General features: G+C 59.4%; 24 protein-coding genes. 15 read left to right on the top strand and 9 right to left on the bottom strand.

The window, feature by feature from the left end:
• Window positions 1–35: 35 nt before the first annotated feature.
• Window positions 36–686, bottom strand: a complete 651-nt coding sequence (locus H8F22_RS18685; RefSeq protein WP_027926119.1) for an HAD family hydrolase — start codon at window positions 684–686, stop codon at window positions 36–38.
• A 29-nt stretch (window positions 687–715) separates the two neighbouring features.
• The gene (locus H8F22_RS18680; RefSeq protein ID WP_027926120.1) at window positions 716–1,261 is read right to left on the bottom strand and encodes a gamma carbonic anhydrase family protein; all 546 of its coding nucleotides are present in this window, start codon (window positions 1,259–1,261) and stop codon (window positions 716–718) included.
• A 62-nt stretch (window positions 1,262–1,323) separates the two neighbouring features.
• Here H8F22_RS18680 and prlC point away from each other — a divergent pair, with 62 nt between their 5' ends.
• The 3 genes from prlC to H8F22_RS18665 all read left to right on the top strand — a co-directional run bounded on the left by prlC (window position 1,324) and on the right by H8F22_RS18665 (window position 5,844).
• Complete coding sequence (gene prlC, locus H8F22_RS18675; protein ID WP_172825922.1) at window positions 1,324–3,402, top strand: oligopeptidase A; 2,079 nt, start codon at window positions 1,324–1,326, stop codon at window positions 3,400–3,402.
• The gene (locus tag H8F22_RS18670) at window positions 3,399–3,686 is read left to right on the top strand and encodes a YheV family putative zinc ribbon protein (protein WP_008152496.1); all 288 of its coding nucleotides are present in this window, start codon (window positions 3,399–3,401) and stop codon (window positions 3,684–3,686) included. Before prlC ends, H8F22_RS18670 begins: the two co-directional genes overlap by 4 nt.
• A gap of 112 nt (window positions 3,687–3,798) precedes the next feature.
• Window positions 3,799–5,844 (top strand): M3 family metallopeptidase, encoded by a 2,046-nt coding sequence (locus H8F22_RS18665; protein ID WP_027926122.1) that lies wholly within the window; start codon window positions 3,799–3,801, stop codon window positions 5,842–5,844.
• 8 nt (window positions 5,845–5,852) lie between these two features.
• On the opposite strand, the gene H8F22_RS18660 is transcribed toward H8F22_RS18665, so the two are convergent.
• Both H8F22_RS18660 and H8F22_RS18655 read right to left on the bottom strand, forming a co-directional pair.
• Window positions 5,853–6,500: a dual specificity protein phosphatase family protein gene (locus H8F22_RS18660; protein WP_027926123.1), complete on the bottom strand. Its 648-nt coding sequence runs from the start codon at window positions 6,498–6,500 to the stop codon at window positions 5,853–5,855.
• Between the two features lie 230 nt (window positions 6,501–6,730).
• Complete coding sequence (locus H8F22_RS18655; RefSeq protein WP_059181876.1) at window positions 6,731–7,033, bottom strand: hypothetical protein; 303 nt, start codon at window positions 7,031–7,033, stop codon at window positions 6,731–6,733.
• 194 nt (window positions 7,034–7,227) lie between these two features.
• Here H8F22_RS18655 and H8F22_RS18650 point away from each other — a divergent pair, with 194 nt between their 5' ends.
• The 3 genes from H8F22_RS18650 to H8F22_RS18640 all read left to right on the top strand — a co-directional run bounded on the left by H8F22_RS18650 (window position 7,228) and on the right by H8F22_RS18640 (window position 10,877).
• Window positions 7,228–8,286, top strand: coding sequence for a PA0069 family radical SAM protein (locus tag H8F22_RS18650; protein WP_194940534.1), 1,059 nt, complete (start codon window positions 7,228–7,230; stop codon window positions 8,284–8,286).
• Between the two features lie 244 nt (window positions 8,287–8,530).
• On the top strand, window positions 8,531–9,262 hold the full coding sequence (locus H8F22_RS18645) for a carbonic anhydrase (protein ID WP_027926126.1): 732 nt from the start codon (window positions 8,531–8,533) through the stop codon (window positions 9,260–9,262).
• Between the two features lie 88 nt (window positions 9,263–9,350).
• Window positions 9,351–10,877, top strand: coding sequence for a SulP family inorganic anion transporter (locus H8F22_RS18640; RefSeq protein WP_194940533.1), 1,527 nt, complete (start codon window positions 9,351–9,353; stop codon window positions 10,875–10,877).
• 111 nt (window positions 10,878–10,988) lie between these two features.
• Here H8F22_RS18640 and H8F22_RS18635 read toward each other — a convergent pair whose 3' ends face one another.
• A complete protein-coding gene (locus H8F22_RS18635) occupies window positions 10,989–11,639 on the bottom strand; it encodes a hypothetical protein (protein ID WP_194940532.1) in 651 nt (216 codons plus the stop codon).
• 372 nt (window positions 11,640–12,011) lie between these two features.
• Here H8F22_RS18635 and coxB point away from each other — a divergent pair, with 372 nt between their 5' ends.
• The 4 genes from coxB (at window position 12,012) to H8F22_RS18615 (ending at window position 16,404) form a co-directional block, all read left to right on the top strand.
• Window positions 12,012–13,139: a cytochrome c oxidase subunit II gene (gene coxB / locus H8F22_RS18630; protein ID WP_027926129.1), complete on the top strand. Its 1,128-nt coding sequence runs from the start codon at window positions 12,012–12,014 to the stop codon at window positions 13,137–13,139.
• Between the two features lie 82 nt (window positions 13,140–13,221).
• On the top strand, window positions 13,222–14,808 hold the full coding sequence (gene ctaD / locus H8F22_RS18625) for a cytochrome c oxidase subunit I (RefSeq protein ID WP_027926130.1): 1,587 nt from the start codon (window positions 13,222–13,224) through the stop codon (window positions 14,806–14,808).
• A gap of 117 nt (window positions 14,809–14,925) precedes the next feature.
• Complete coding sequence (locus tag H8F22_RS18620) at window positions 14,926–15,483, top strand: cytochrome c oxidase assembly protein (protein ID WP_027926131.1); 558 nt, start codon at window positions 14,926–14,928, stop codon at window positions 15,481–15,483.
• Between the two features lie 33 nt (window positions 15,484–15,516).
• Complete coding sequence (locus H8F22_RS18615; RefSeq protein WP_027926132.1) at window positions 15,517–16,404, top strand: cytochrome c oxidase subunit 3; 888 nt, start codon at window positions 15,517–15,519, stop codon at window positions 16,402–16,404.
• A 4-nt stretch (window positions 16,405–16,408) separates the two neighbouring features.
• Here the strand turns inward: H8F22_RS18615 and H8F22_RS18610 are convergent, their stop codons facing one another.
• Window positions 16,409–16,612 (bottom strand): twin transmembrane helix small protein, encoded by a 204-nt coding sequence (locus tag H8F22_RS18610; RefSeq protein ID WP_027926133.1) that lies wholly within the window; start codon window positions 16,610–16,612, stop codon window positions 16,409–16,411.
• A gap of 70 nt (window positions 16,613–16,682) precedes the next feature.
• Here H8F22_RS18610 and H8F22_RS18605 point away from each other — a divergent pair, with 70 nt between their 5' ends.
• Genes H8F22_RS18605 through H8F22_RS18585 form a run of 5 tightly spaced genes read left to right on the top strand, consistent with a single transcriptional unit; the run spans window position 16,683 to window position 20,591 of the window.
• Window positions 16,683–17,423, top strand: coding sequence for an SURF1 family protein (locus H8F22_RS18605; RefSeq protein ID WP_059181880.1), 741 nt, complete (start codon window positions 16,683–16,685; stop codon window positions 17,421–17,423).
• Window positions 17,389–17,982, top strand: coding sequence for a hypothetical protein (locus H8F22_RS18600; protein ID WP_027926135.1), 594 nt, complete (start codon window positions 17,389–17,391; stop codon window positions 17,980–17,982). Before H8F22_RS18605 ends, H8F22_RS18600 begins: the two co-directional genes overlap by 35 nt.
• A 10-nt stretch (window positions 17,983–17,992) precedes the next feature.
• Complete coding sequence (locus tag H8F22_RS18595; RefSeq protein ID WP_027926136.1) at window positions 17,993–19,072, top strand: COX15/CtaA family protein; 1,080 nt, start codon at window positions 17,993–17,995, stop codon at window positions 19,070–19,072.
• Window positions 19,060–19,959, top strand: coding sequence for a heme o synthase (gene cyoE, locus H8F22_RS18590; RefSeq protein ID WP_059181881.1), 900 nt, complete (start codon window positions 19,060–19,062; stop codon window positions 19,957–19,959). The genes H8F22_RS18595 and cyoE overlap by 13 nt, the downstream gene beginning before the upstream one ends.
• Window positions 19,956–20,591 (top strand): SCO family protein, encoded by a 636-nt coding sequence (locus H8F22_RS18585; protein WP_059181882.1) that lies wholly within the window; start codon window positions 19,956–19,958, stop codon window positions 20,589–20,591. The genes cyoE and H8F22_RS18585 overlap by 4 nt, the downstream gene beginning before the upstream one ends.
• A gap of 170 nt (window positions 20,592–20,761) precedes the next feature.
• Here H8F22_RS18585 and H8F22_RS18580 read toward each other — a convergent pair whose 3' ends face one another.
• From H8F22_RS18580 to H8F22_RS18570, 3 genes are all read right to left on the bottom strand, one after another.
• Window positions 20,762–21,532: a MetQ/NlpA family ABC transporter substrate-binding protein gene (locus H8F22_RS18580; protein ID WP_027926139.1), complete on the bottom strand. Its 771-nt coding sequence runs from the start codon at window positions 21,530–21,532 to the stop codon at window positions 20,762–20,764.
• A gap of 77 nt (window positions 21,533–21,609) precedes the next feature.
• The gene (locus tag H8F22_RS18575) at window positions 21,610–22,284 is read right to left on the bottom strand and encodes a methionine ABC transporter permease (protein WP_027926140.1); all 675 of its coding nucleotides are present in this window, start codon (window positions 22,282–22,284) and stop codon (window positions 21,610–21,612) included.
• Entirely contained in the window at window positions 22,284–23,291 is a 1,008-nt protein-coding gene (locus H8F22_RS18570) for a methionine ABC transporter ATP-binding protein (protein WP_027926141.1), read from the bottom strand. Before H8F22_RS18570 ends, H8F22_RS18575 begins: the two co-directional genes overlap by 1 nt.
• Between the last annotated feature and the right edge of the window lie 25 nt (window positions 23,292–23,316).

The following is a 23,316-nucleotide window of genomic DNA, read 5'->3' as shown; positions in this document are numbered from 1 at the left end:
GCCTCATCGCGAGCTTGCTCGCGATGGCGATCCAACTAGCGCTGCAAAAACGCCCGATGCATCTCATCCAGCGTTTCAAAGTGATAAGTCGGTGCTTCTGCACTCAACTCTTCGTGGCTACCAAACCCATACCCCACAGCCGCCGAGTCCAGCCCATTACTGCGCGCACCGATCAGGTCATGCTTACGATCGCCAATCATCAGGGTATTGGCAGGATCCAGCCCCTCTTCAGCCATCAAATGCGCAATTAACTCGACCTTATTCGTCCGCGTGCCATCCAGCTCACTGCCGTAGATCACCTTGAAGTGCTTCGCGAAATCAAAGTGCCGGGCGATTTCCCGGGCAAAGACCCATGGCTTGGACGTCGCGATGTATAACTGACGCCCTTGCCCACCCAAGGTTTCCAGCAGCGGGGTGACGCCGTCGAACACGCGGTTCTCGTAGAGGCCGGTGACCTTGAAACGTTCGCGATAAAAACTCACCGCCTCCCAGGCCTTGGGCTCATCGAAGTCGTAAAACTGCATGAACGCCTGCAACAACGGCGGGCCGATGAAGTGTTCCAGCTTGGTCAGGTCAGGCTCATCGATGCCCAGTTTGCTCAGGGCAAACTGGATCGAACGTGTGATGCCCTCGCGCGGGTCGGTCAGGGTGCCATCGAGGTCGAATAAAACGGTTGGGTAATGCATGAATAATCCTGGGCAATAGCGGGGCGGAGTCAGAGCTGGTCGTAACCTTCAGCCAGATGCAAATCCTTGAGCTTCGCGTAATTCGCCGCGCTGTAGGTAAAAAAGGCTTTTTCCTTGTCGGTCAGCGGGCGGATCTGTTTCACCGGGCTGCCCACATACAGGAAGCCGCTATCCAGACGTTTGCCCGGTGGCACCAGGCTGCCAGCGCCGATGATCACGTCATCCTCGACCACTGCACCGTCCATGACGATGCTGCCCATGCCGATCAGCACCCGGCTGCCCACGCTGCACCCGTGCAGCATGACTTTATGCGCGATGGTCACATCGTCGCCGATCAGCAACGGAAAACCATCGGGATTGAACGGGCCGGCATGGGTGATGTGCAGCACGCAGCCGTCCTGAACACTGGTACGCGCGCCGATGCGGATGCGGTGCATGTCGCCGCGGATCACTGTCAGCGGCCAGACAGAGCTGTCTTCGCCGATTTCAACGTCGCCGATTACCACCGCCGATCCGTCGACAAAAGCGCCTTTGCCCAGCAGCGGCGTGTGGTTCTGGTACTTGCGAAGGTTCACGATAGGGTTTCTCTCTGTTGCTGATAGCTGCGGTGAGCGTCGATTGTAATTAAGATGGCCGCATGTTTCTTCCAGCCAAGGTGCCAACCGTGAGCGTGAACAACCCTCTTTTGCAGTCCTACGACCTGCCGCCGTTCTCGGCGATCCGTGCCGAACACGTGCAACCGGCCATTGAACAGATCCTGGCTGACAACCGCGCCGCCATTATCGAGATCCTCAAGACCCAGGGCAAACAACCGACCTGGGCCGGCCTGGTGCTGGCGATGGACGAGCTCAATGATCGCCTGGGCGCCGCCTGGAGCCCGGTCAGCCATTTGAATGCCGTGTGCAACAGCGCCGAATTGCGTGAAGCCTACGAATCCTGCCTCCCGGCCTTGAGCGCCTACTCCACCGAGCTGGGCCAGAACCGCGAACTGTTCGAAGCCTTTGAAGCCCTGGCCAACAGCCCGGAAGCCGCCGGTTTCGATGTGGCGCAGAAAACTATCCTGGAACACTCCCTGCGCGACTTCCGTCTGTCGGGTATAGATCTGCCGGAAGCCGAGCAGAAACGCTACGCCGAAGTGCAGAGCAAGCTCTCGGAACTGGGCAGCCGTTTCTCCAACCAACTGCTCGACGCCACTCAGGCATGGACCAAACACGTCACCGATGAAGCCACCCTCGCCGGCCTGACCGATTCGTCCAAGGCGCAAATGGCCGCCGCCGCACAGGCCAAGGGCCTGGAAGGCTTTCTGATCACCCTGGAATTCCCGAGCTACTACGCGGTGATGACCTACGCCCAAGACCGTGCCCTGCGCGAAGAAGTCTACGCCGCCTACTGCACCCGTGCGTCGGACCAGGGCCCGAATGCCGGTCAGAACGACAACGGCCCGGTCATGGAAGAAATCCTCGACCTGCGTCAGGAACTGGCCAGACTGCTCGGCTTCGCCAGCTTCTCCGAACTGAGCCTGGCCACCAAAATGGCTGAGTCCAGCGATCAGGTGCTCAGCTTCCTGCGCGACCTGGCCAAGCGCAGCAAGCCATTCGCCGCGCAGGACCTGGAACAACTCAAAGCCTACGCCGCCGAACAAGGCTGCCCGGACCTGCAAAGCTGGGACAGCGGTTTCTACGGTGAAAAACTGCGCGAGCAGCGTTACAGCGTTGCCCAGGAAGCGCTTCGCGCCTACTTCCCGATCGACAAAGTGTTGGGCGGCCTGTTTGCCATCGTGCAGCGTCTGTACGGCATCGAGATTGCCGAACAGAAAGGCTTCGACACCTGGCACCCGGACGTTCGCCTGTTCGAAATCAAGGAAAACGGCCAGCACGTCGGCCGCTTCTTCTTCGACCTCTATGCCCGCGCCAACAAGCGCGGCGGTGCATGGATGGACGGCGCCCGTGACCGTCGCCGCACCGCTGAAGGCGTGCTGCAAAACCCGGTGGCCAACCTGGTGTGCAACTTCACCCCGGCCGACAGCGGCAAGCCTGCGCTGCTGACCCACGATGAAGTCACCACCCTGTTCCACGAATTCGGTCACGGCCTGCATCACCTGCTGACCCGCGTCGAACACGCCGGCGTTTCCGGCATCAACGGCGTGGCCTGGGATGCGGTCGAGCTGCCGAGCCAGTTCATGGAAAACTGGTGCTGGGAGCCGGAAGGCCTGGCGCTGATCTCCGGTCACTACGAAACCGGCGAGCCCCTGCCTCAAGACCTGCTGCAGAAAATGCTCGCGGCGAAAAACTTCCAGTCCGGCCTGATGATGGTGCGTCAGCTGGAGTTCTCGCTGTTCGACTTCGAACTGCACGCCACCCATGGCGATGGTCGCAGCGTGGCTCAGGTGCTCGAAGGGGTGCGTGACGAGGTGTCGGTCATGCGTCCACCGGCCTACAACCGTTTCCCGAATAGCTTTGCGCACATCTTCGCTGGTGGTTACGCGGCGGGTTACTACAGTTACAAATGGGCGGAAGTACTGTCGGCGGATGCGTTCTCGAAGTTCGAAGAAGAAGGCGTACTCAATGCCGAGACCGGTCGAGCGTTCCGCGAAGCCATCCTGGCCCGCGGTGGTTCCCAGGAGCCGATGGTGCTGTTCGTCGACTTCCGTGGCCGTGCGCCTTCGATTGACGCACTCTTGCGCCACAGCGGCCTGAGTGAGGACGCGGCAGCATGAGTGAGGGACCTGTGATTACCAAAAAACGCTTTATCGCCGGGGCGGTCTGCCCGGCATGCAGCGAGCCGGACAAACTGATGATGTGGAACGAAGACGAGGTCCCGCACCGCGAGTGCGTGGCCTGCGGTTATTCCGACACGTTGAATGAACAAGGTCTGTCCGTACCCAAGGAATTGGGCACGCGGGTCAATACGTCGGCGCTGAAAGTGCCGGACGCCAAGGTTCAGGCCGTGCAGTTTTTCCCGAACCCCAAGCTAAAGAAAAAGCCGGACGAGCAACACTGAGTCAGCACCACCTTCCCCTCGTTCAAGGGCGGAAGGTGGTATTTATCTACCGCACCTGCACCGCGCTTCCTGCTTAGGCTGAATCCTTCAGTCGCCATTCAAGTAGGACGCCATGCCTGATACCAACCCCTTTTTGCAATACTGGGACCTCCCGCCGTGGTCAGCCATCCGAGCTGAACATCTGGTGCCGGCCATCGAAACAATCATTGCTGACAACCGCCGGATCATTGCTGAAATAACGGCCAGCCAATCCGCTCTCCCGACTTGGGATGATCTGGTGCTGGCCATTGATGACCTCGATGCGCGCCTGGATGAAGCCATGGGTATCATCGAAACGCTCATGTCGGTCAAACACGACGACAACACATGGGGCGCTGCGAGTCTGCGGTGTGGCGAAGCCCTGGCGCATTACAAAACAGAGAAGATGGGTCATCGCGCGCTTTGGCGAGCCTACCGGGATCTCGCGCAAAGTCCTGCCGCCCAGAATTACGATGACGCGCGCAAAGCCGTCCTGAGCAAAATTCTGCGCGAGTTTCACTTGTCAGGGATCGAGTTGTCCGTCGAACAACACCAGAAGCTGAAGCAACTGAACGTCGAAATCGGCCTGCTCGAACGTTTGTTCTTGAGCAATTTGCAAAGCGCCAGTGCGGCCTGGTGCAAGCAGATCGACGACGTCACGCAGCTCAAAGGCTTAACCCAGGCCACTCAGGATCGCCTTGCGCTCAATGCCCGGCATGCAGGGCAGTCCGGCTGGCTGATCCACCTGGACCAGGACACCTATCATCGAATCATGACGTATGCCGAAAATCGTGCACTTCGCGAAGAGTATTTTGTCGCCTACTCCACTCGAGCTTCCGATCAAGGTCCTGACGCCGCCGGGCAATTCGATAATGAACCAGTGCTTGAGCGCCTATTGTCCCTTCGTCACCAGAAAGCCCGGTTGCTCGGGTATGAAAACTTTGCGCATCTGAACCTCGCAACAGAGATGGCGGAGTCCACGACGCAAGTCAGCGCGTTCCTGCGTCGACAGGTGACACAGGTGATACCTGCGCTTGCGCAGGACACACAGGCGCTCAAAGCATTTGCGCTGGAGCGCGGCATCAGTGAAGTCCGCGCCTGGGACCACGAATTTCTGGCCGAACAGTTCCGCCAGCAAAATATCGGTGGTGACTTGAAAAACCTGCGTGCTTATTTTCCGCTGGACGGCACATTGCGGCGGCTCTGCCTGTTCTGTGAACGCATGTTTGCCATCCAGATCGTCGAGCAGACAACGTTCAGTCATTGGCATGACAGCGTGCGCCTCTTCGAAGTCAGCGAGCATGGGCAGGTGATCGGGTACATCTACCTTGATCCTTTCCACCGAGAGGAGGCTGCGGACTATCCCTGGACCGCCACCCGCCGCAATCGACGGATAAACGCCGAGGGTCGACTGACGCGGCCAATCGCTGTGCTCCATGGAAACTTCACACCTGGCGTCAACAAGCAGCCCTGCCTGCTCGCGCACCAGGATCTGAGGGTACTTTTCCATGAGTTCGGTCATTGCTTGCAACACGTTCTGACCCGTTCGCCTCACCACAGCCTTTCCGGCATTTCCCAACTGGGGCGTGATAGCGCGGAGTTTACCGGTCAATTGTTCGAGCTTTGGTGCCTGTCAGGCGAATTTCTGCTGTGGCTGGCGGCTCATTATCAAACCGGTGAGCGCTTGAGCGAGGAGCGAATCAACAAAGCGCTGGCTGCTGTTCAAACACAGACCAGCCGGCAAACAGCCAGCCTGTTGATGGGCGCCTTGCTCGACTTCGAATTGCACCACTGCCGGGGTGATGGCCGTAGCATTCAGCAAGTGTTCGAGGATGTTCAACGCGAGATTACCGACCTGCAACTGCCGTCATACAGCCGGTTCGCCAATGGGTTCGATTACATGGTGACCGGTTACGCAGCCTCGGTTTACGCCTACCAGTGGTCGGGCGTCCTGGCGACCGAGGCGTTCAAACGGTTTCAACTGGATTGGGTCTTTAACCCGCAAACAGGCAAGGCTTTTCGTGAAGTATTTTTTTCACCGGGCGACTCACGCTCGCTGCTGACCGCCCTGAAAGAGTTCCTTGGAGGGTCAGTCACCGACGACGTTTTTGCGGTGTTGCCAGAGGCCATTGCCCGCTAAACACACGGTTACTCAATATGGGCCGACTTGAACCAACTCTTCATCGAACACATGGCGAACGGGCTGGTGCTGCAATCGCCATTGGCCAACGCGGTGCGAAGCTTGTCGACATCGGCCTGCATCATGTAACGCACGCCATCCTTGAAATGAGTACTGTCGCCAAAGCCGCCCTCAGTCATCTCGTTCAGGGCGTCTTCCTTGCTCCAGCCCTGGATCACGACCCGGTACATGGCCGCCATCAACCCCGTACGATCGGAACCGTGCTTGCAATGCATCAACACAGGACCGTGGGACTCGGCCGCCTGAATGGCACGAAGGGCCTTGAGTACATCTGCATCATCCACGTGATTGGTGCGGTAGGGCAACTGGACCTGGGTGATCCCTGGTGTCGACAGCCAGCTTTTATCCGACTCGGGCAGGAAATTGATGACGGTTCCTACCTTCAGCTTTTCCAGCAAAGGAACGGCTCCACGGTCAGGCAATGCGCTGCGATAGAGCGTCGGGGACATTCGAAAGAGGTTGTATCGCACCTCGACCGATTGAGCCCACTCAGCCGGGCGGGGTGAAGCGCTGTCATCCGCATGGGCCAGGGTCAGGTTGAAAAGTGCAGCCATTGAAAGCAAAAACGTCGCAGGCAAGAGGCGCAGTCGGGACATGCTCGGACAACCCTGTTGAATAAGTACTGCATAGCTTCTGCTGTGAGCAGTCAAAGGCCTGTGAGCCATCCGTCAAAGAATCGTGAATTGAACAGCGGCCCCCGTTTCTTCTTGTTGCCTATAAATTCCACTCATAAAAAAACGACACGGATAAGTTCCGTGTCGTTTTAGAAGTCATCCCTGGACCCGTGGCTTTTCAACAGTCATTGATTGCACTGGTCAAACTGCAATCAAGGATTAATAATCTTTGCATACGCCTTCGCCAACGCAATCAAAACAACTTTGTCTTGCGCGTCGATTGCACCATCCCCGTTGACATCAGCTGTGTTGGTCATGGTGAAGGTGACGCCTCCATCATTCGACACGGCCTCGCGGGTGCTGGAGTCCAACAGAGAATAGGTGAGCGCCTGGTTTTCAGGGTCATAACCTTCTTCCTTTAACGCAAACTGCATGGAAACCCTAACTTCTTTTGGACTAACGATAGAAGGCGCCTGTAGTTGTAAAAACACACCGCGCTGATTGTAGCCAGACATTTATTAAATCCTTTTAATAGTGAGCACACGACAACTTCGTGTGAAACGAAGAATACTGACAACAGAGAATAAAGTGCCACGCACTTTATGTTTCTCATAATGACGAGGCGCGAAAGTTGTCAGGTGCCGAACGGCACTGGTCGATGGCGCCAAGGCCGTATACTGTATGCACATACAGCTAAAGGATCTTGTCGATGGCTACCCCTTTGCCACCTCGCGGTCGCGGCACCGCCACCAACCCGCACAACCGCTTCGCGCCGAATCGTTCGGTGGTCGAGGATGACGGCTGGTATCAGGAAGCGCCGGTCACCCAAGGCACCGAGGTGCGCATCGAAACGGCGAAAACCATCATTACCCGCAATAACTCGCCGGACTTGCCCTTCGATCGCTCGATCAATCCCTATCGCGGTTGCGAACATGGCTGCATCTATTGCTATGCGCGTCCAAGTCACGCCTATTGGGACATGTCGCCGGGGCTGGATTTCGAAACCAAACTGATCGCCAAGACCAACGCCGCAGAGGTGCTGGAAGAACAGCTGAGCAAACGCGGCTATCAATGTGCGCCGATCAACCTGGGTTCCAACACCGATCCATATCAGCCCATCGAGCGCGAGCACAAAATCACCCGTAATACCCTCGAAGTGCTGCTGCGTTACCGTCATCCGGTGACGATCATCACCAAAGGCTCGCTGATTCTTCGTGACCTGGACCTGCTGGCCGAACTCGCCAGCCAGCGACTGGTCGCGGTGATGATCAGCCTCACCACGCTGGACGATGAACTCAAACGCATCCTCGAACCGCGCGCCGCCGCACCCAAGGCCCGGTTACGGGCGATCCGCGTGATGCGTGAAGCGGGTATTCCGGTTGGTGTGTTGTGCTCGCCGATGATTCCGATGATCAACGACAGCGAACTCGAGAGCCTGCTGACCGAGGCCCATGCTGCCGGTGCGCAGAGTGCGGCCTATATGATGTTGCGCCTGCCACTGGAAGTTGCGCCGCTGTTTGAAGAATGGCTGGCGGCCCACTATCCGCAGCGTGCCGCCCATGTGTTGAGCCTGATCCGCCAGAGCCGTGGCGGGGAACTCTATGACAGCCGATTTGGCTCCCGGATGCGCGGTGAAGGACCATTCGCCGACCTGCTCGCGCAACGGTTTGCCAAAACCGTCAAACGCCTGGGGCTCAATCGCCGGGAAGGTTTCGATCTGGATTGTGAAGCCTTCTGTCCGCCGGGTCGCCAGATGTCATTGATTTGAGGACAATTGACCTATGGTTGAGTAGTGGGAAACGAACAGCCCACTCAGGCCGGTCACATTTTTTGTGACCTGGAACACACGTTCTAGAGCGCTTGATTCAGTTTGAGTTAAGTTTCGACCGCTACCTTGTTCATCGAGTGACTGACGGGTCGGATTTTGCGACCTGAATGTTTTTTAAACAGCCACTGGCTTCACACCGGACAAAACGGGACACTTTCCTGGCTCCGTCTATGAGGATGAATTCATGAGTGACAAGGATAAACAGCCGTTGGCTGCGTCGGCTTCAGCCCAACCCGAGGCGGAAACCGCCGATGCAGCGCTGCAGCACATCGTTGACGGCTTTTTGCATTTCCATCACGAGGTCTTTCCACAGCAGGAAGAGCTCTTCAAAAAACTCGCCACGGCCCAAAGCCCCCGGGCGATGTTCATCGCCTGCGCCGACTCGCGCATCGTTCCTGAACTGATCACACAAAGCGCCCCCGGCGATCTGTTCGTGACCCGTAACGTCGGCAACGTTGTGCCACCTTACGGGCAAATGAACGGCGGTGTTTCCACCGCCATCGAGTACGCGGTTCTCGCCCTCGGTGTGCAACACATCATCATTTGCGGGCACTCCGACTGCGGCGCGATGCGCGCGGTACTCAATCCGCAGAGCCTGGAAAAGATGCCGACGGTCAAAGCCTGGTTGCGTCATGCCGAAGTGGCAAAAACCATGGTCCAGGAAAATTGTCATTGCGCTGATGAAAACGAAAGCATGCACATCCTCACCGAAGAGAATGTGATCGCTCAGCTACAGCATTTACGCACGCATCCATCGGTGGCCTCGCGCATGGCCAACGGTCAGCTGTTTATCCATGGCTGGGTCTACAGCATCGAAACCAGCGAAATCAAAGCTTACGACGCGGACCAGGGGTGTTTCCTGCCGCTCGATGGCAGCCATCCGATTCCGGTGGCAACGCCCAAAGCGCGTTTCTAACACCTCCTAAATCCCCGTGTGGTTGAGTCGAGGCTGCTGATTTAGCAGCCCGGCTTCGCCATGCCTGAAAAATGTCGGGAGCTTCACTATGCGTGCTGCGCAACTGAAAGCTGTTTTGCCTCGGGAGCTGCTGGCCTCGGTGGTTGTGTTTCTGGTCGCCCTGCCCCTATGCATGGGCATCGCCATCGCTTCAGGATTACCGCCCGCCAAGGGCTTGATCACCGGGATCATCGGCGGCCTGGTCGTGGGCTGGCTGGCCGGCTCTCCGCTGCAAGTCAGCGGCCCGGCGGCGGGCTTGGCGGTTCTGGTGTTTGAACTGGTTCGCCAGCACGGCGTCGCCATGCTCGGCCCCATTCTGCTTTTGGCGGGGTTCCTGCAATTGGTGGCCGGGCGCCTGAGGCTCGGCTGCTGGTTTCGGGTCACGGCGCCAGCGGTGGTATACGGCATGCTCGCCGGGATTGGCGTGCTGATTGTGCTGTCGCAGGTGCACGTCATGCTCGACGGGGTGCCCAAGCCTTCCGGGCTGGATAACCTGGCGGCCTTTCCAGCCGCGGTGATGCAAGCCCTGCCGTCGCTCGGCTGGCAAGCCGGGTTGCTCGGGCTGTCGACGATGGCGGTGATGTGGTTGTGGGAAAAATTCCGGCCTCATTCGTTGCGCTTCGTTCCAGGTGCGCTGCTGGGCGTAGGGATGGCGACGGTCGCCAGCCTGATGCTCGCGCTGCAGGTCAAACGCGTGGAAGTCCCCGCCAACCTGGCCGAGGCCATCGATTGGCTGAAACCCGCCGACTTGCTCAATCTGGCGGACCCGACGTTGTTGGTCGCCGCGTTCGCCGTAGCGTTTATCGCCAGCGCCGAAACCCTGCTGTCGGCCGCTGCGGTAGACCGCATGCACAGCGGTCAACGATCCGATTTCGACCGGGAATTGTCGGCGCAAGGCGTGGGTAACATGCTCTGCGGTTTATTGGGTGCATTGCCGATGACGGGCGTGATCGTGCGCAGTTCGGCCAACGTGCAGGCCGGTGCTACCACGCGACTGTCGGCGATCTTCCACGGTTTGTGGCTGCTGGCGTTCGTGTTGTTGCTGTCGAGCGTGCTGCAGAGCATTCCGGTAGCGAGCCTGGCGGGTGTGCTGGTTTACACCGGCTTCAAACTGGTCGATCTCAAGGCCTTTCGAGGCTTGGGCCGTTATGGTCGGATGCCGATGTTCACCTACGCGGCGACTGCGCTGGCAATCATCTTTACTGACTTGCTCACGGGTGTGTTGATTGGCTTCGGCCTGACGCTGGCGAAACTGGCGTGGAAGGCTTCACGGTTGAAAATCAGCCTGATCGACCTGCCGGCGGATGGAGAAATGGAGTTGCGGCTGACTGGCGCCGCGACCTTTCTCAAGGTGCCAGCCTTGACCCAGGTGCTGGGCACCATTCCCGCCGGTGCGACGGTGCATGTGCCGCTCAATAACCTGAGCTACATCGATCACTCGTGCCTGGAGTTGCTGGAGGAATGGGGGCGGGCGAATGCAGCCAAGGGTTCGACGCTGCTGATTGAAGCGCGAGGGTTGAAGCGCAGGTTGGAGGGGCGGTTGCGCACTACATCCGGCGTAGGTGCTGCCGGATAAATAACCCTGTGGGAGCAAGCTTGCTCGCGATGGGGCCAGATCATCCAACATGAATGTTGGCTGACCCACCGCAATCGCGAGCAAGCTCGCTCCCACAGGTTTTGTGTTGAATCAAATCGCCGGCTGATCCAGCTCCAGGCCTACGCCCAAGCGGCGCGACATGCACGGCCAGCGTTTCCACGCGGCACCGGTATCCGGGCTGCTGAGTTTCTCGCGGTACGCTTCCACCGATTCCAAGGCAAAGCTCTGGTCGTCGAGCATCTCGTCCAGGGCGTGATGCACCACTTCGTCCAGTTGGTTGGCAAACGCCTCACCGATCAATTGGTGGGCAATCAGGTTGGCGACAGTCATGTCCAAGGGGATCAATGGCTGGCCCAGATGCTTGATGTACAGGTCATTGACCTCTTCGACAAAACGGTGTGCCAGATAGGCTTCATCCAGCAGGCTGTCGAGCCCGACGTGACCGTTCATGATGTCCGGCGGCTGAAGGAAGTACTGTTCGGCAATGTTCAGCACCGGCTTGATCTGTGACTCGATACCGGCTTCCCTGGCCACTTCATTGGCTGCTTCCAGCAGATCAGGTACTTCGTCGATGTAGGCGGCGACAAAACGTGTCAGTACGCCATTGGCGTCCGCCTCAGGCAATTGGATGGCAGGATGCAGATGAGGCAGTTTGCTTTCCAGCTGACGCGTCAGCAGGCCGGTCTCGGCTTCATGTGTTTGGGCTTTTTGGATCTGCTCGCGCAATGCGGCGGTGTTCATGAAAACTCCAGGAAACAAAGGCAATGAAATAGGGAAGACATAACTTAGCTGCCTTATGAAAAATGCTAAGACGCATTTGTCATAATTGTTTCATCCTTGAGACGCCTCCGTTATATCGATTTGCCACCACTCGTCTGCATCCTTCTCCATTCGTGACCTTGAACGCAAGTCCCAGCTGTTTCAGATCATTTACGCCATCACATTGCGAGGTCGCAGTCGCTGTCTATACTCGGGTTGGAAATGGAGTTAGCTGATGACGCCCGACTGCACACGCAGCAAGGCCCGGCGATTCAAGTTCGTAGTCTGAAAAAGCCGCTCCCTTGCCGCAGGTGAAAGCCGGCGGGATAACAAGAACGATAAGGGGAACCCGCAATGATGCGACATCCACACGTCTGGATGGGCCTCCTGTTGTGGTCGATTTTCAGTCAGGCGCAAGCCGCCTGGACTGTGAATATGGCGCCGGGAGCGACTGAAATCAGTCACGCAGTATTTGACCTGCACATGACCATTTTCTGGATCTGTGTAGTGATCGGCATCATCGTCTTCGGCGCCATGTTCTGGTCGATGATGGTCCACCGCCGCTCGACCGGGCAGGTGGCCGCAAAATTTCATGAAAGCACCACCGTCGAAATTCTATGGACCATCGTGCCCTTCCTGATCCTGGTGGCCATGGCGGTTCCTGCGACGGCCACCCTGATCAAGATGTATGACGCCAGTGAGCCGGATATCGACATCCAGATCACCGGCTATCAGTGGAAGTGGCATTACAAGTACCTGGGCCAGGACGTTGAGTTTTTCAGCAACCTGACCACCCCCGCCGACCAGATCCACAACAAGGAAACCAAGGGCGAGCACTACTTGCTCGAGGTCGACAAGCCGCTGGTGTTGCCGATCGGCGCGAAGGTGCGCTTCCTGGTGACCTCCGCCGACGTCATCCACTCCTGGTGGGTCCCGGCCTTCGCGGTCAAGCGCGATGCGATCCCGGGGTTCGTCAACGAAGCCTGGACCCGTATCGACAAGCCCGGCATCTACCGCGGCCAATGCGCCGAGTTGTGCGGCAAGGACCACGGCTTCATGCCGATTGTGGTCGAGGTCAAGGAAAAGGCCGATTACGAAAAATGGCTCGCTGACCGCAAGGCTGAAGCCCTGCAACTCAAAGAGCTGACCAGCAAGGAATGGACCCTCGACGAGCTCAAGGAGCGCGGCGACAAGATCTATCACACCACCTGCGTCGCCTGTCACCAGGCCGAAGGTCAGGGCCTGCCGCCGATGTTCCCGGCGCTCAAGGGCTCGAAAATCGCCACCGGACCGAAAGAGGGCCACCTGAGCCTGGTGTTCCACGGTAAACCCGGCACCGCCATGGCGGCGTTCGGCAAGCAGCTCTCGGAAGTCGATATCGCGGCGGTCGTGACCTACGAACGTAACGCCTGGGGCAACAACAAAGGCGACATGGTCACTCCTAAAGAAGTGTTGGAGCTGAAACAGGCGGAAAGCAAATGACCCGGTCTATTGCGCGTGTAAGGAACTGGTCGGGGCAGCGCGCCCCGGCCTGCCCAGCCCATCTGTTTGCAGGAGACAGGCCATGAGCGCTGTTATCGATGACCACGGTCACGCCGACCACGCCCACGGCCCCGCCAAAGGCCTGATGCGTTGGGTGCTGACCACCAATCACAAAGACATTGGCACGTTGTACCTGTGGTTTGCGTTCACCATGTTCCTGCTGGGCGGCTCGTTCGCGATGGTGATTCGCGCCGAACTGTTCCAGCCGGGACTGCAAATCGTCGAGCCGGCGTTCTTCAACCAGATGACCACCATGCACGGCCTGGTGATGGTCTTCGGTGCGGTGATGCCGGCCTTCGTCGGCCTCGCCAACTGGATGATCCCGTTGATGATCGGCGCGCCGGACATGGCCCTGCCACGGATGAACAACTTCAGCTTCTGGCTGCTGCCCGCGGCGTTCATCCTGTTGGTGTCGACCCTGTTTACCCCCGGTGGCGGTCCGAACTTCGGCTGGACGTTCTACGCCCCGCTGTCCACGACCTACGCACCGGAAAGCGTGACGTTCTTCATCTTCGCCATCCACTTGATGGGGATCAGTTCGATCATGGGCGCGATCAACGTGATCGCGACCATCCTCAACCTGCGCGCCCCCGGCATGACGCTGATGAAAATGCCGCTGTTCGTCTGGACCTGGCTGATCACCGCGTTCCTGCTGATTGCGGTGATGCCGGTACTGGCCGGGTGCGTGACGATGATGCTGATGGACATCCACTTCGGCACCAGTTTCTTCAGTGCCGCCGGTGGCGGTGATCCGGTGTTGTTCCAGCACGTGTTCTGGTTCTTCGGCCACCCCGAGGTGTACATCATGATCCTGCCGGCCTTCGGTGCCGTCAGTTCGATCATCCCGACCTTCTCGCGCAAACCGCTGTTCGGCTACACCTCGATGGTCTATGCGACGGCGAGCATCGCGTTCCTGTCGTTCATCGTCTGGGCGCACCACATGTTTGTGGTCGGCATTCCGCTGGTCGGCGAGTTGTTCTTCATGTACGCCACGCTGCTGATCGCGGTGCCGACCGGGGTGAAGGTGTTCAACTGGGCCAGCACCATGTGGCAAGGCTCGCTGACCTTCGAGACGCCGATGCTGTTTGCGGTGGCGTTCGTGATCCTGTTCTCCATTGGTGGGTTCTCCGGGTTGATGCTGGCCATCGCCCCGGCGGACTTCCAGTACCAGGACACCTACTTCGTGGTCGCGCATTTCCACTACGTACTGGTGCCCGGGGCGATCTTCGGGATTTTCGCCTCGGCCTATTACTGGATGCCGAAGTGGACCGGCCACATGTACGACGAAACCCTCGGCAAGCTGCATTTCTGGCTCTCGTTCATCGGCATGAACATGGCGTTCTTCCCGATGCACTTCGTGGGGCTGGCGGGCATGCCGCGGCGGATTCCTGATTACAACCTGCAATTTGCCGACTTCAACATGGTCTCCTCGATTGGCGCGTTCATGTTCGGTGCGACGCAGATCTTCTTCCTGTTCATCGTGATCAAGACCATTCGCGGCGGCCCGCCAGCACCGGCCAAACCGTGGGATGGCGCGGAAGGCCTGGAGTGGAGTATTCCGTCACCGGCGCCGTATCACACCTTCACCACGCCGCCGGAAGTGAAATGAACACCCTGTCCCTTGTAGGCGTGAGCCTGCGCGCGATTCAGGCGACGCGGTGTGCCAGATACGCCGCTATCGCGAGCCAGCTCGCTCCCACAGGGTTCGGTGTTGAGGGCTTACACCATGGCTGACTCGATTTCGATGAAAAAACTGGTCACCCGCCTGTTGCTGGTGGTGGTGGCGATGTTTGTCTTCGGGTTTGCCCTGGTGCCGATCTACGACGTGATGTGCAAGGCGTTCGGCATTAACGGCAAGACGGCCGGGCAGTACGAGGGCGAGCAAACGGTCGACACTTCGCGCCAAGTGCGCGTGCAGTTCCTGTCGACCAACACCGCTGACATGCCCTGGGATTTCTATCCAAAGAGTGAAGAGCTGACGGCCCATCCGGGGGCGGTGAACGAGATGATTTTCATCGCGCACAACCCGACCGACAAGCCGATGAGCGCCCAGGCCGTGCCGAGCATCGCGCCCAGCACCGCGGCGGCATACTTCCACAAGACCGAATGTTTTTGTTTTACCCAGCAAGTGCTGCAGCCCGGTCAACGGATCGAGATGCCGGTACGTTTCATCGTTGACCGTGACATGCCCAAGGATGTGAAGCACCTGACGCTGTCTTACACGCTGTTCGATATCACCGCACGCCATCCACCCGTGGCGGTTGCCGCCAGTACCGGTGGCTAGGCGCTAATGCGTGCCCGATAAGGAGAACAATAAATGGCAACTCATGAACACTATTACGTACCGGCCCAGAGCAAATGGCCGATCATCGCCACGCTCGGCATGCTCACCACCGTGTTCGGCCTGGCCACCTGGTTCAACGATCTGAAAGCCGCACGCCCGGAATCCCACGGCCCGCTGATCTTTTTCGTCGGCGGCCTGTTGCTGGCGTACATGCTGTTCGGCTGGTTCGGCACGGTGATCAAGGAGAGTCGCGGCGGCTTGTACAGCGCGCAGATGGACCGTTCCTTCCGCTGGGGCATGAGCTGGTTCATCTTCTCGGAAGTGATGTTCTTCATCGCTTTCTTCGGTGCGCTGTTCTATGTACGGCACATCTCAGGCCCCGCACTCGGGGGCGAAGGCCCGAAAGGCATCGCCCACATGCTCTGGCCGAACTTTCAGTTCACCTGGCCGCTGCTGCACACCCCGGACCCGAAACTCTTTCCTCCGCCCAAGGAAGTCATCAGCCCGTGGGGCCTGCCGCTGCTCAATACTATCTTGCTGGTGAGCTCCAGCGTGACCGTGACCATCGCCCACCACGCCTTGAAAAAGGGTCATCGGGGCGCACTGAAAATCTGGCTGGCGATCACCGTGTTGCTGGGCTGTGGTTTCCTCGGGTTCCAGGCTGAAGAGTACATGCATGCCTACCACGAACTGGGCCTGACCCTGGGTTCGGGCATCTACGGTGCGACGTTCTTCATGCTCACCGGTTTCCACGGCGCCCACGTGACCATCGGCACCATCATCCTGTTCGTGATGCTGATGCGGATCATGCGCGGACACTTCGATAACGAGCACCAGTTCGGTTTCGAGGCGGCGAGCTGGTATTGGCACTTCGTGGACGTGGTGTGGATCGGGTTGTTTGTTTTCGTCTACGTGCTCTGAGCCATTACCAAGGCGCCGTAGAGACCAACTGGCCGCTATAGAAACCCCAGGCGATCAAGCCGACGGTGGTGGCGGCCAGGGCAACACGGACACTCAAGGCAATGACGAGGCGGTTTGAGCTGCTGTCGTCCTTGACCAGAAAAAACAGGCCGCTGAACAGGCTGACAACCGTGGCAATCAGCATCAGGACGATGGCTGCTTTGAGCATGGTGAGACTCCGGGGGAAAGGCGATGCACTTGAGTATAGCTATCGCGACTCACGACTTTTTGGCCACGCCATGAAGCGCTTCCGGCCGGGCATCGTGCCGACACTGGTGGTCGCCCTGTTGCTGCCGCTGCTGGTGTCGCTCGGGTTCTGGCAACTGAGCCGGGGCGCGGAGAAAAGCGCGCTGCTGCAAAGCTATGCCGAGCGCCGTGCCGCCGAACCGATGGCCAGCACCGAACTGCAACTCACCGAAGACCTGGCCTTCCGCCGCGTTCATCTGCATGGCCAGTTCGACGCCGCGCACAGCCTGTTGCTGGACAACCGCCAGCGCGACGGCAAGGTCGGCGTGGAGCTGCTGCAACCGTTTCAGGACCAGGCGACCGGGCTCTGGTTGCTGGTCAATCGCGGCTGGTTGCCTTGGCCGGACCGGCGCACACCGCCGCAGTTCACCACGCCCAAAGAGGCCTTGAGTCTCGATGCCTGGGTCTACGTTTCCCCCGGCGCGACCTTTCAGCTGCACGCCGATCCGAGCGCCACCACCTGGCCTGAATTAGTCACCGCCGTCGAGCCGCCGAAGCTCTGGACGGCGCTGGGCCGTGAAGGGTTTGCCTACGAATTACGCGCAGAAACGGGTCCCGCGACGTACCAGGCCGATTGGCCAGTCGTCGCCATGGGCCCGGAAAAACACATCGCTTATGCCGTGCAGTGGTTCGCCATGTCGCTTGCCCTGTTCGGCCTCTATCTCTACCTCGGTTGGCACAACGCAAAGGAGAAACACCATGGGAGCGGCCATGAATCCACCCAGCATGTCTGAAGCGAAAACGCCGGCGAGTCGACGCAAGGGTCGCTTGCAGTTGCTGTTGATTCTGCTCGGGGTCATCGGTCCGATGATCCTTGCCACCGGCATGTACAAACTGCAGTTCTGGGTGCCAGACGGGCGCAGCTATCACGGCGAATTGATCGGCAACGGTCAGACCCGCGCCGACCTCGGTGTGCAGGCCCAGGAGGATCGCTGGCAAATGCTGGTGACTGCGCCGAAGGATTGCTCGGTGGATTGCCAGCAACTGGTGTACCTGGCGCGGCAGATTCAGATCGGCCTTGGCCGCGATGCGTCCCGCGCCAGCCATGCACTGGCCGCCGCACAGCCGCTGACGGCGGATTACGACGCCAAGCTGACCCGCGAATACCCGCAATTGCAACGCTACCCCATGGACCTCACCACCTTCAGCAAGGCGACCGGAGACAAAACCGCACCGCAGCTGTGGATCATCGACCCCCACGGCAACCTGGTGCTGCGCTATGACCCGACGGTGAAGGGTAAGGACCTGCTCAACGACCTGCGTCATCTGCTGAAACTGTCGAACATCGGATAAGGGCATCGTCATGGCCAAACCTGGATTTCGCCTCGCGCTGTTTGCCACCTTGCTGGCACTGATTGTGGTGTTGCTCGGCGCCTACACCCGCCTGACCCACGCGGGCCTCGGCTGCCCGGATTGGCCGGGTTGCTACGGCTTTATCAGCGTGCCGAAAAGCGAAGCCCAACTGGCCCATGCCGAACTGCATTTTCCCGATACACCGGTGGTGGCCCACAAGGGCTGGAACGAGATGATCCACCGTTACTTTGCCGGCACGCTGGGGATGCTGATCGCGGTGTTGGCCGGTCGCGCCTGGGTGCATCGTCGTCATCCGGGGCAACCGGTGAAGTTGCCGCTGTTTCTGCTGGCCGTGGTGTTCGCCCAAGCCGCGTTCGGCATGTGGACGGTGACGCTCAAGCTCTGGCCGCAGGTGGTGACCGGGCATTTGCTCGGCGGCTTTGCCACGCTGAGTCTGCTGTTTCTACTGACGTTGAGGTTGTCCGGCGTACTGCCGGCGCTGACAGTGCCACGACGTTTGCAGTACTGGGCAACGGCCGGGTTACTGCTGGTGATCCTGCAAATCGCCCTCGGTGGCTGGGTCAGTTCCAACTATGCCGCCGTGGCCTGCATCGATTTCCCGACCTGCCATGGGCAGTGGATTCCACCGGCCGATTTCGCCAATGGCTTCCATCTGACTCAGCACATCGGCCCGAATTATCTCGGTGGGCAACTCGACAGCGACGCGCGCACGGCGATTCATCTGACGCACCGCATCGGCGCGCTATTGGTCACACTCGTGCTGCTCGGGCTCGCCTGGCAGCTGAAAGTCGTCGGCATGACACGCCTCGCGGGGCTGGTGCTGGTCGCCCTCGCCACACAAATCACCCTCGGTATCAGCAACGTGCTGTTCCATCTGCCGCTGCCCGTGGCCGTCGCCCACAACGCCGGCGGCGCGGCCCTGTTGCTGACGATGGTGCTGGTCAATTATCACGCGCGAACCCGTCTGGTTCGGGTCAAGCAGCAATCCCCCGCGCGCTGGCGGTTCAGCCCGCGTAAACACTCGGCCGGGCCCATAACAATAAAAGGAGAGATGCCATGGCGACTCTGATCGGCGAACGTCACAGTCAGGCAATCTGGCGCGACTATCTGGAGCTGACCAAGCCGAAAGTGGTGGTGCTGATGCTCATCACCTCGCTGGTCGGCATGTTCCTCGCGACCCGCGCCGGAGTGCCGTGGACGGTGCTGGTGTTCGGCAACCTGGGGATCGCCCTGTGTGCCGGCGGTGCGGCGGCGGTCAACCATGTGGTGGACCGGCGCATCGACGCGGTGATGGCCCGCACGCACAAACGTCCGTTGGCCGAAGGCCGGGTGTCTCCGGCGGCGGCGCTGACGTTTGCCTTGGTATTGGCCGTGCTGGGCCAAGCCGTGCTGCTCGCGTTCACCAATGCGCTGACGGCGTGGCTGACCCTGGCTTCGCTGTTGGGCTATGCGGTGGTCTACACCGGTTTCCTGAAACGCGCGACACCGCAGAACATCGTCATCGGCGGCCTGGCAGGGGCGGCCCCGCCACTGCTGGGCTGGACCGCTGCGACCGGCCACGTCAGCGCCGAACCCCTGCTGCTGGTGCTGATCATCTTCGCCTGGACCCCGCCACACTTCTGGGCCCTGGCGATCCATCGCAAAGAGGAATACGCCAAGGCCGACATTCCGATGCTGCCGGTGACCCACGGTGAGCACTACACCAAGGTTCACATCCTGCTTTACACCTTCGCGTTGCTGGCCGTCAGCCTGATGCCCTACGTGATCCACATGAGCGGCATGCTCTACCTGATTTGCGCGCTGGGGCTGGGCGCAAGGTTTCTGCAATGGGCCGTGGTGCTGTACCGTGGCACTCGGCCGCACGCGGCGATCAACACGTTCAAGTACTCTATTTATTACTTGTTCCTGCTGTTTATCGCGCTGCTCGTAGACCACTACTTACTGTTGAACCTATGACTCGAACCCAGAAAACCGTCTTCATTCTCGTCGCCCTGATCGCACTGGTCCTGGGCCTGACCATCAACAAAGTGCTGTCCGGCAAAGGCCAGGGCGACCCGACGGCGCTGATCGATGCCGGCATTATCTTGCTGCCGCAAAGCCGCAACCTGCCGGACGTGAAGATGACCGATCAGGACGGTAACCCGGTGACGGTCAATCAGCTGAAAGACAAGTGGAGCCTGCTGTTCTTCGGCTACACCTTCTGTCCGGACATCTGCCCGACCACCCTCGCCCAGTTGCGTCAGATCAAGAGCGAGTTGCCACCGGAAGCAGCGGCCAAGCTGCAGGTCATTCTGGTCAGCGTCGACCCGAACCGTGATACCCCGGCTCAGCTCAAGCAGTACCTGGGCTACTTCGACCCGCAGTTCAAAGGCCTGACCGCCTCGTCGGTGGATGACATTCAGAAGCTGGCCAATGCGGTGAGCATTCCGTTTATTCCGGCCGACACCAGCAAGCCCAATTACACGGTGGATCACAGCGGCAATCTGGCGGTGATCGGGCCGGACGGCACGCAGCGCGGGTTTATTCGGGCACCGTTGAACAACGTGAAATTGGTGGCGCAGTTGCCGGTAATGCTGAACCGTAAGTGACACTGAAAAACCTGTGGGAGCGGGCTTGCCCGCGATGGCGGTGCATCAGCCAACCTTGATGTTGAATGACAAGGACTCATCGCGGGCAAGCCCGCTCCCACAGGGGACGGTGTTTCGGACATAAAAAATGGGGCGCATTCAATGCGCCCCATTTTTGTTAAAGCTTCAGATCAGAACGCCGGCAATACCGCGCCTTTGTATTTCTCAAGAATGAAGGCTTTGACTTCCGGGCTGTGCAGCGCAGCAACCAGTTTCTTCATTGCCTCGCTGTCCTTGTCGTCCGGACGAGCCACCAGGATGTTCACGTACGGCGAGTCGCTGCCTTCGATGACCAGCGCGTCCTTGGACGGATCGAGCTTGGCTTCCAGCGCGTAGTTGGTGTTGATCAGCGCCAGGTCGACCTGGGTCAGCACGCGCGGGATGGTCGCGGCTTCCAGTTCACGGAATTTCAAGTCCTTGGAGTTCTCGGTGATGTCCTTCACGGTCGACAGGATGTTGTTCGAATCCTTCAACTTGATCAGGCCAGCCTTCGCCAGCAGCAACAGCGCACGGCCGCCGTTGGTGGCGTCGTTCGGGATCACCACGTTGGCGCCGCCCGGCAATTCGGTCAGTGCCTTGTACTTGCTGGAGTAAGCGCCCAGCGGTTCCAGGTGCACACCGGCAACGGCGACCAGGTTGGTGCCCTTGGCCTTGTTGAACTCATCGAGGTATGGCTGGTGCTGGAAGAAGTTGGCGTCCAGACGTTTTTCCGCCACTTGCACGTTCGGCTGAATGTAGTCGGTGAAGACTTTGACCTTCAGGTCCACGCCTTCTTTGGCCAGGGCCGGTTTCACGAACTCAAGGATTTCTGCGTGCGGAACCGGGGTCGCCGCGACCGTCAGGGTGTCGGCGTGGGCGGAAAAGGCTGCAACGGCAGCGAACGCGACGAGTAGTTTCTTCATTCAGCTAACTCCATATGAGGCACCCGTTTGGCGCCTGCCAGCGAATGGCCGGCTCATGACTTATTTACGAGAACTGTTTATTTTCTGGAAAAATGCACAACCAATTTGTCGCCAACGGTTTGCAGCACCTGGACCAGCACTAGCAGCAACACCACCGTCACCACCATGACGTCGGTCTGGAAACGCTGGTAGCCGAAGCGGATCGCCAGGTCACCCAGACCACCTGCGCCGACCACACCGGCCATGGCCGTGTAGGACACCAGTGTAATCGCCGTCACCGTAATCGCCGCGAAGATGCCCGGACGGGCTTCTGGCAGCAAGGCATTGGTGATGATCTGACGTGTCGTCGCGCCCATCGCCTGAGTCGCTTCGATGATGCCGCGATCCACTTCACGCAACGCGGTTTCCACCAGGCGGGCGAAGAACGGCGTAGCGCCTACCACCAACGGCGGAATCGCACCAGCGACACCCAGCGACGTACCGGTGATCAGCACGGTGAACGGAATCATCACGATCAACAGAATGATGAAGGGCAGCGAACGCAGAATGTTCACCACCAGCGACAGCATCGCGTAGACGCCTTTGGCTTCCAGCAACTGACGCGGGCTGCACAGGAACAGCAGCACGCCCAGCGGCAAGCCGAGCAACACGGTGAACAACAACGAACCACCGAGCATCAGCAAGGTATCGCCGGTGGCCAGCCAGATTTCGAACCAGTCGATATTGGCAAAGAAAGCAGTCAGGGCTTCCATTAGCGCAGCACCTCCATGTGGACGTCAGCCGCGGTGAAACGGGCAAATGCCGCGTCCATGTCGCCACCGGTGACGGCCAGGGTGAGTTGCCCGTAAGGGACGTCTTTGATGCGGTCGATACGACCGGCCAGGATGCTGTAGTCCACACCGGTTTCCCGGGCGACGGTACCCAGCAACGGCGCGTAGGTCGCTTCGCCCTGGAAGGTCAGACGCACGATGCGGCCCGGCACGTGAGCAAAGTCATCGCGCTGTTCGCTTTCGTCGATCTGCTCGTCTTCCTGCACGAAGCGCTTGGTGGTTGGGTGCTTGGGATGCAGGAACACCTCGGCCACCGAACCTTGCTCGACGATTACACCGGCGTCCATGACTGCGACCTGGTCGCAAACGCGGCGGATCACGTCCATCTCGTGGGTGATCAGGACGATGGTCAGCTTCAGCTCGCGGTTGATCTCGGCCAGCAATTGCAGGACCGACGCCGTGGTCTGCGGGTCGAGGGCGCTGGTGGCTTCGTCGCACAACAGGATTTTCGGCTTGGTCGCCAGGGCGCGGGCAATGCCGACGCGCTGCTTCTGGCCACCGGACAACTGCGCCGGGTACTTTTTGGCGTGCTCGGACAACCCGACCCGCGCCAGCAACTCGGCCACGCGCAGATCGATCTCGCTGCGCGACAGCTCGCCGGCCAGGGTCAGCGGCAACGCGACGTTGTCAGCCACAGTCTTGGACGCCAGCAGGTTGAAGTGCTGGAAGATCATCCCGACTTGCTGACGGAAGCGCCGCAGGCTATTGGCGTCCAGCGCGGTGACTTCTTCGCCGTCGACGAAGATCTTGCCGCCACTGGAATTCTCCAGGCGATTGATCAGACGCAGCAGGGTACTTTTTCCCGCGCCGGAATGGCCGATCAGGCCGAAGACCTGACCGTTCTCAATCGTCAGACTGGTCGGATGCAGGGCGGGAATATCCTTACCGGCGACGCGGTAGGTTTTATGGACGTTTTGAAACTCGATCACGTAGCGAACCTTGTGGGGCGCGTTA

This window comes from Pseudomonas mucoides, from assembly GCF_015461845.1.
Taxonomy (GTDB): Bacteria; Pseudomonadota; Gammaproteobacteria; order Pseudomonadales; family Pseudomonadaceae; genus Aquipseudomonas; species Aquipseudomonas mucoides.
This window is presented reverse-complemented; position numbering and strand designations above follow the sequence as displayed.

Coding starts and splice junctions, on each gene's coding strand:
- H8F22_RS18685 (WP_027926119.1), bottom strand. CDS start 686: ATGCATTACCCAACCGTTTTATTCGACCTCGATGGCACCCTGACCGAC.
- prlC (WP_172825922.1), top strand. CDS start 1,324: ATGTTTCTTCCAGCCAAGGTGCCAACCGTGAGCGTGAACAACCCTCTT.
- H8F22_RS18670 (WP_008152496.1), top strand. CDS start 3,399: ATGAGTGAGGGACCTGTGATTACCAAAAAACGCTTTATCGCCGGGGCG.
- H8F22_RS18665 (WP_027926122.1), top strand. CDS start 3,799: ATGCCTGATACCAACCCCTTTTTGCAATACTGGGACCTCCCGCCGTGG.
- H8F22_RS18660 (WP_027926123.1), bottom strand. CDS start 6,500: ATGTCCCGACTGCGCCTCTTGCCTGCGACGTTTTTGCTTTCAATGGCT.
- H8F22_RS18655 (WP_059181876.1), bottom strand. CDS start 7,033: ATGTCTGGCTACAATCAGCGCGGTGTGTTTTTACAACTACAGGCGCCT.
- H8F22_RS18650 (WP_194940534.1), top strand. CDS start 7,228: ATGGCTACCCCTTTGCCACCTCGCGGTCGCGGCACCGCCACCAACCCG.
- H8F22_RS18645 (WP_027926126.1), top strand. CDS start 8,531: ATGAGTGACAAGGATAAACAGCCGTTGGCTGCGTCGGCTTCAGCCCAA.
- H8F22_RS18640 (WP_194940533.1), top strand. CDS start 9,351: ATGCGTGCTGCGCAACTGAAAGCTGTTTTGCCTCGGGAGCTGCTGGCC.
- H8F22_RS18635 (WP_194940532.1), bottom strand. CDS start 11,639: ATGAACACCGCCGCATTGCGCGAGCAGATCCAAAAAGCCCAAACACAT.
- coxB (WP_027926129.1), top strand. CDS start 12,012: ATGATGCGACATCCACACGTCTGGATGGGCCTCCTGTTGTGGTCGATT.
- ctaD (WP_027926130.1), top strand. CDS start 13,222: ATGAGCGCTGTTATCGATGACCACGGTCACGCCGACCACGCCCACGGC.
- H8F22_RS18620 (WP_027926131.1), top strand. CDS start 14,926: ATGGCTGACTCGATTTCGATGAAAAAACTGGTCACCCGCCTGTTGCTG.
- H8F22_RS18615 (WP_027926132.1), top strand. CDS start 15,517: ATGGCAACTCATGAACACTATTACGTACCGGCCCAGAGCAAATGGCCG.
- H8F22_RS18610 (WP_027926133.1), bottom strand. CDS start 16,612: ATGCTCAAAGCAGCCATCGTCCTGATGCTGATTGCCACGGTTGTCAGC.
- H8F22_RS18605 (WP_059181880.1), top strand. CDS start 16,683: ATGAAGCGCTTCCGGCCGGGCATCGTGCCGACACTGGTGGTCGCCCTG.
- H8F22_RS18600 (WP_027926135.1), top strand. CDS start 17,389: ATGGGAGCGGCCATGAATCCACCCAGCATGTCTGAAGCGAAAACGCCG.
- H8F22_RS18595 (WP_027926136.1), top strand. CDS start 17,993: ATGGCCAAACCTGGATTTCGCCTCGCGCTGTTTGCCACCTTGCTGGCA.
- cyoE (WP_059181881.1), top strand. CDS start 19,060: ATGGCGACTCTGATCGGCGAACGTCACAGTCAGGCAATCTGGCGCGAC.
- H8F22_RS18585 (WP_059181882.1), top strand. CDS start 19,956: ATGACTCGAACCCAGAAAACCGTCTTCATTCTCGTCGCCCTGATCGCA.
- H8F22_RS18580 (WP_027926139.1), bottom strand. CDS start 21,532: ATGAAGAAACTACTCGTCGCGTTCGCTGCCGTTGCAGCCTTTTCCGCC.
- H8F22_RS18575 (WP_027926140.1), bottom strand. CDS start 22,284: ATGGAAGCCCTGACTGCTTTCTTTGCCAATATCGACTGGTTCGAAATC.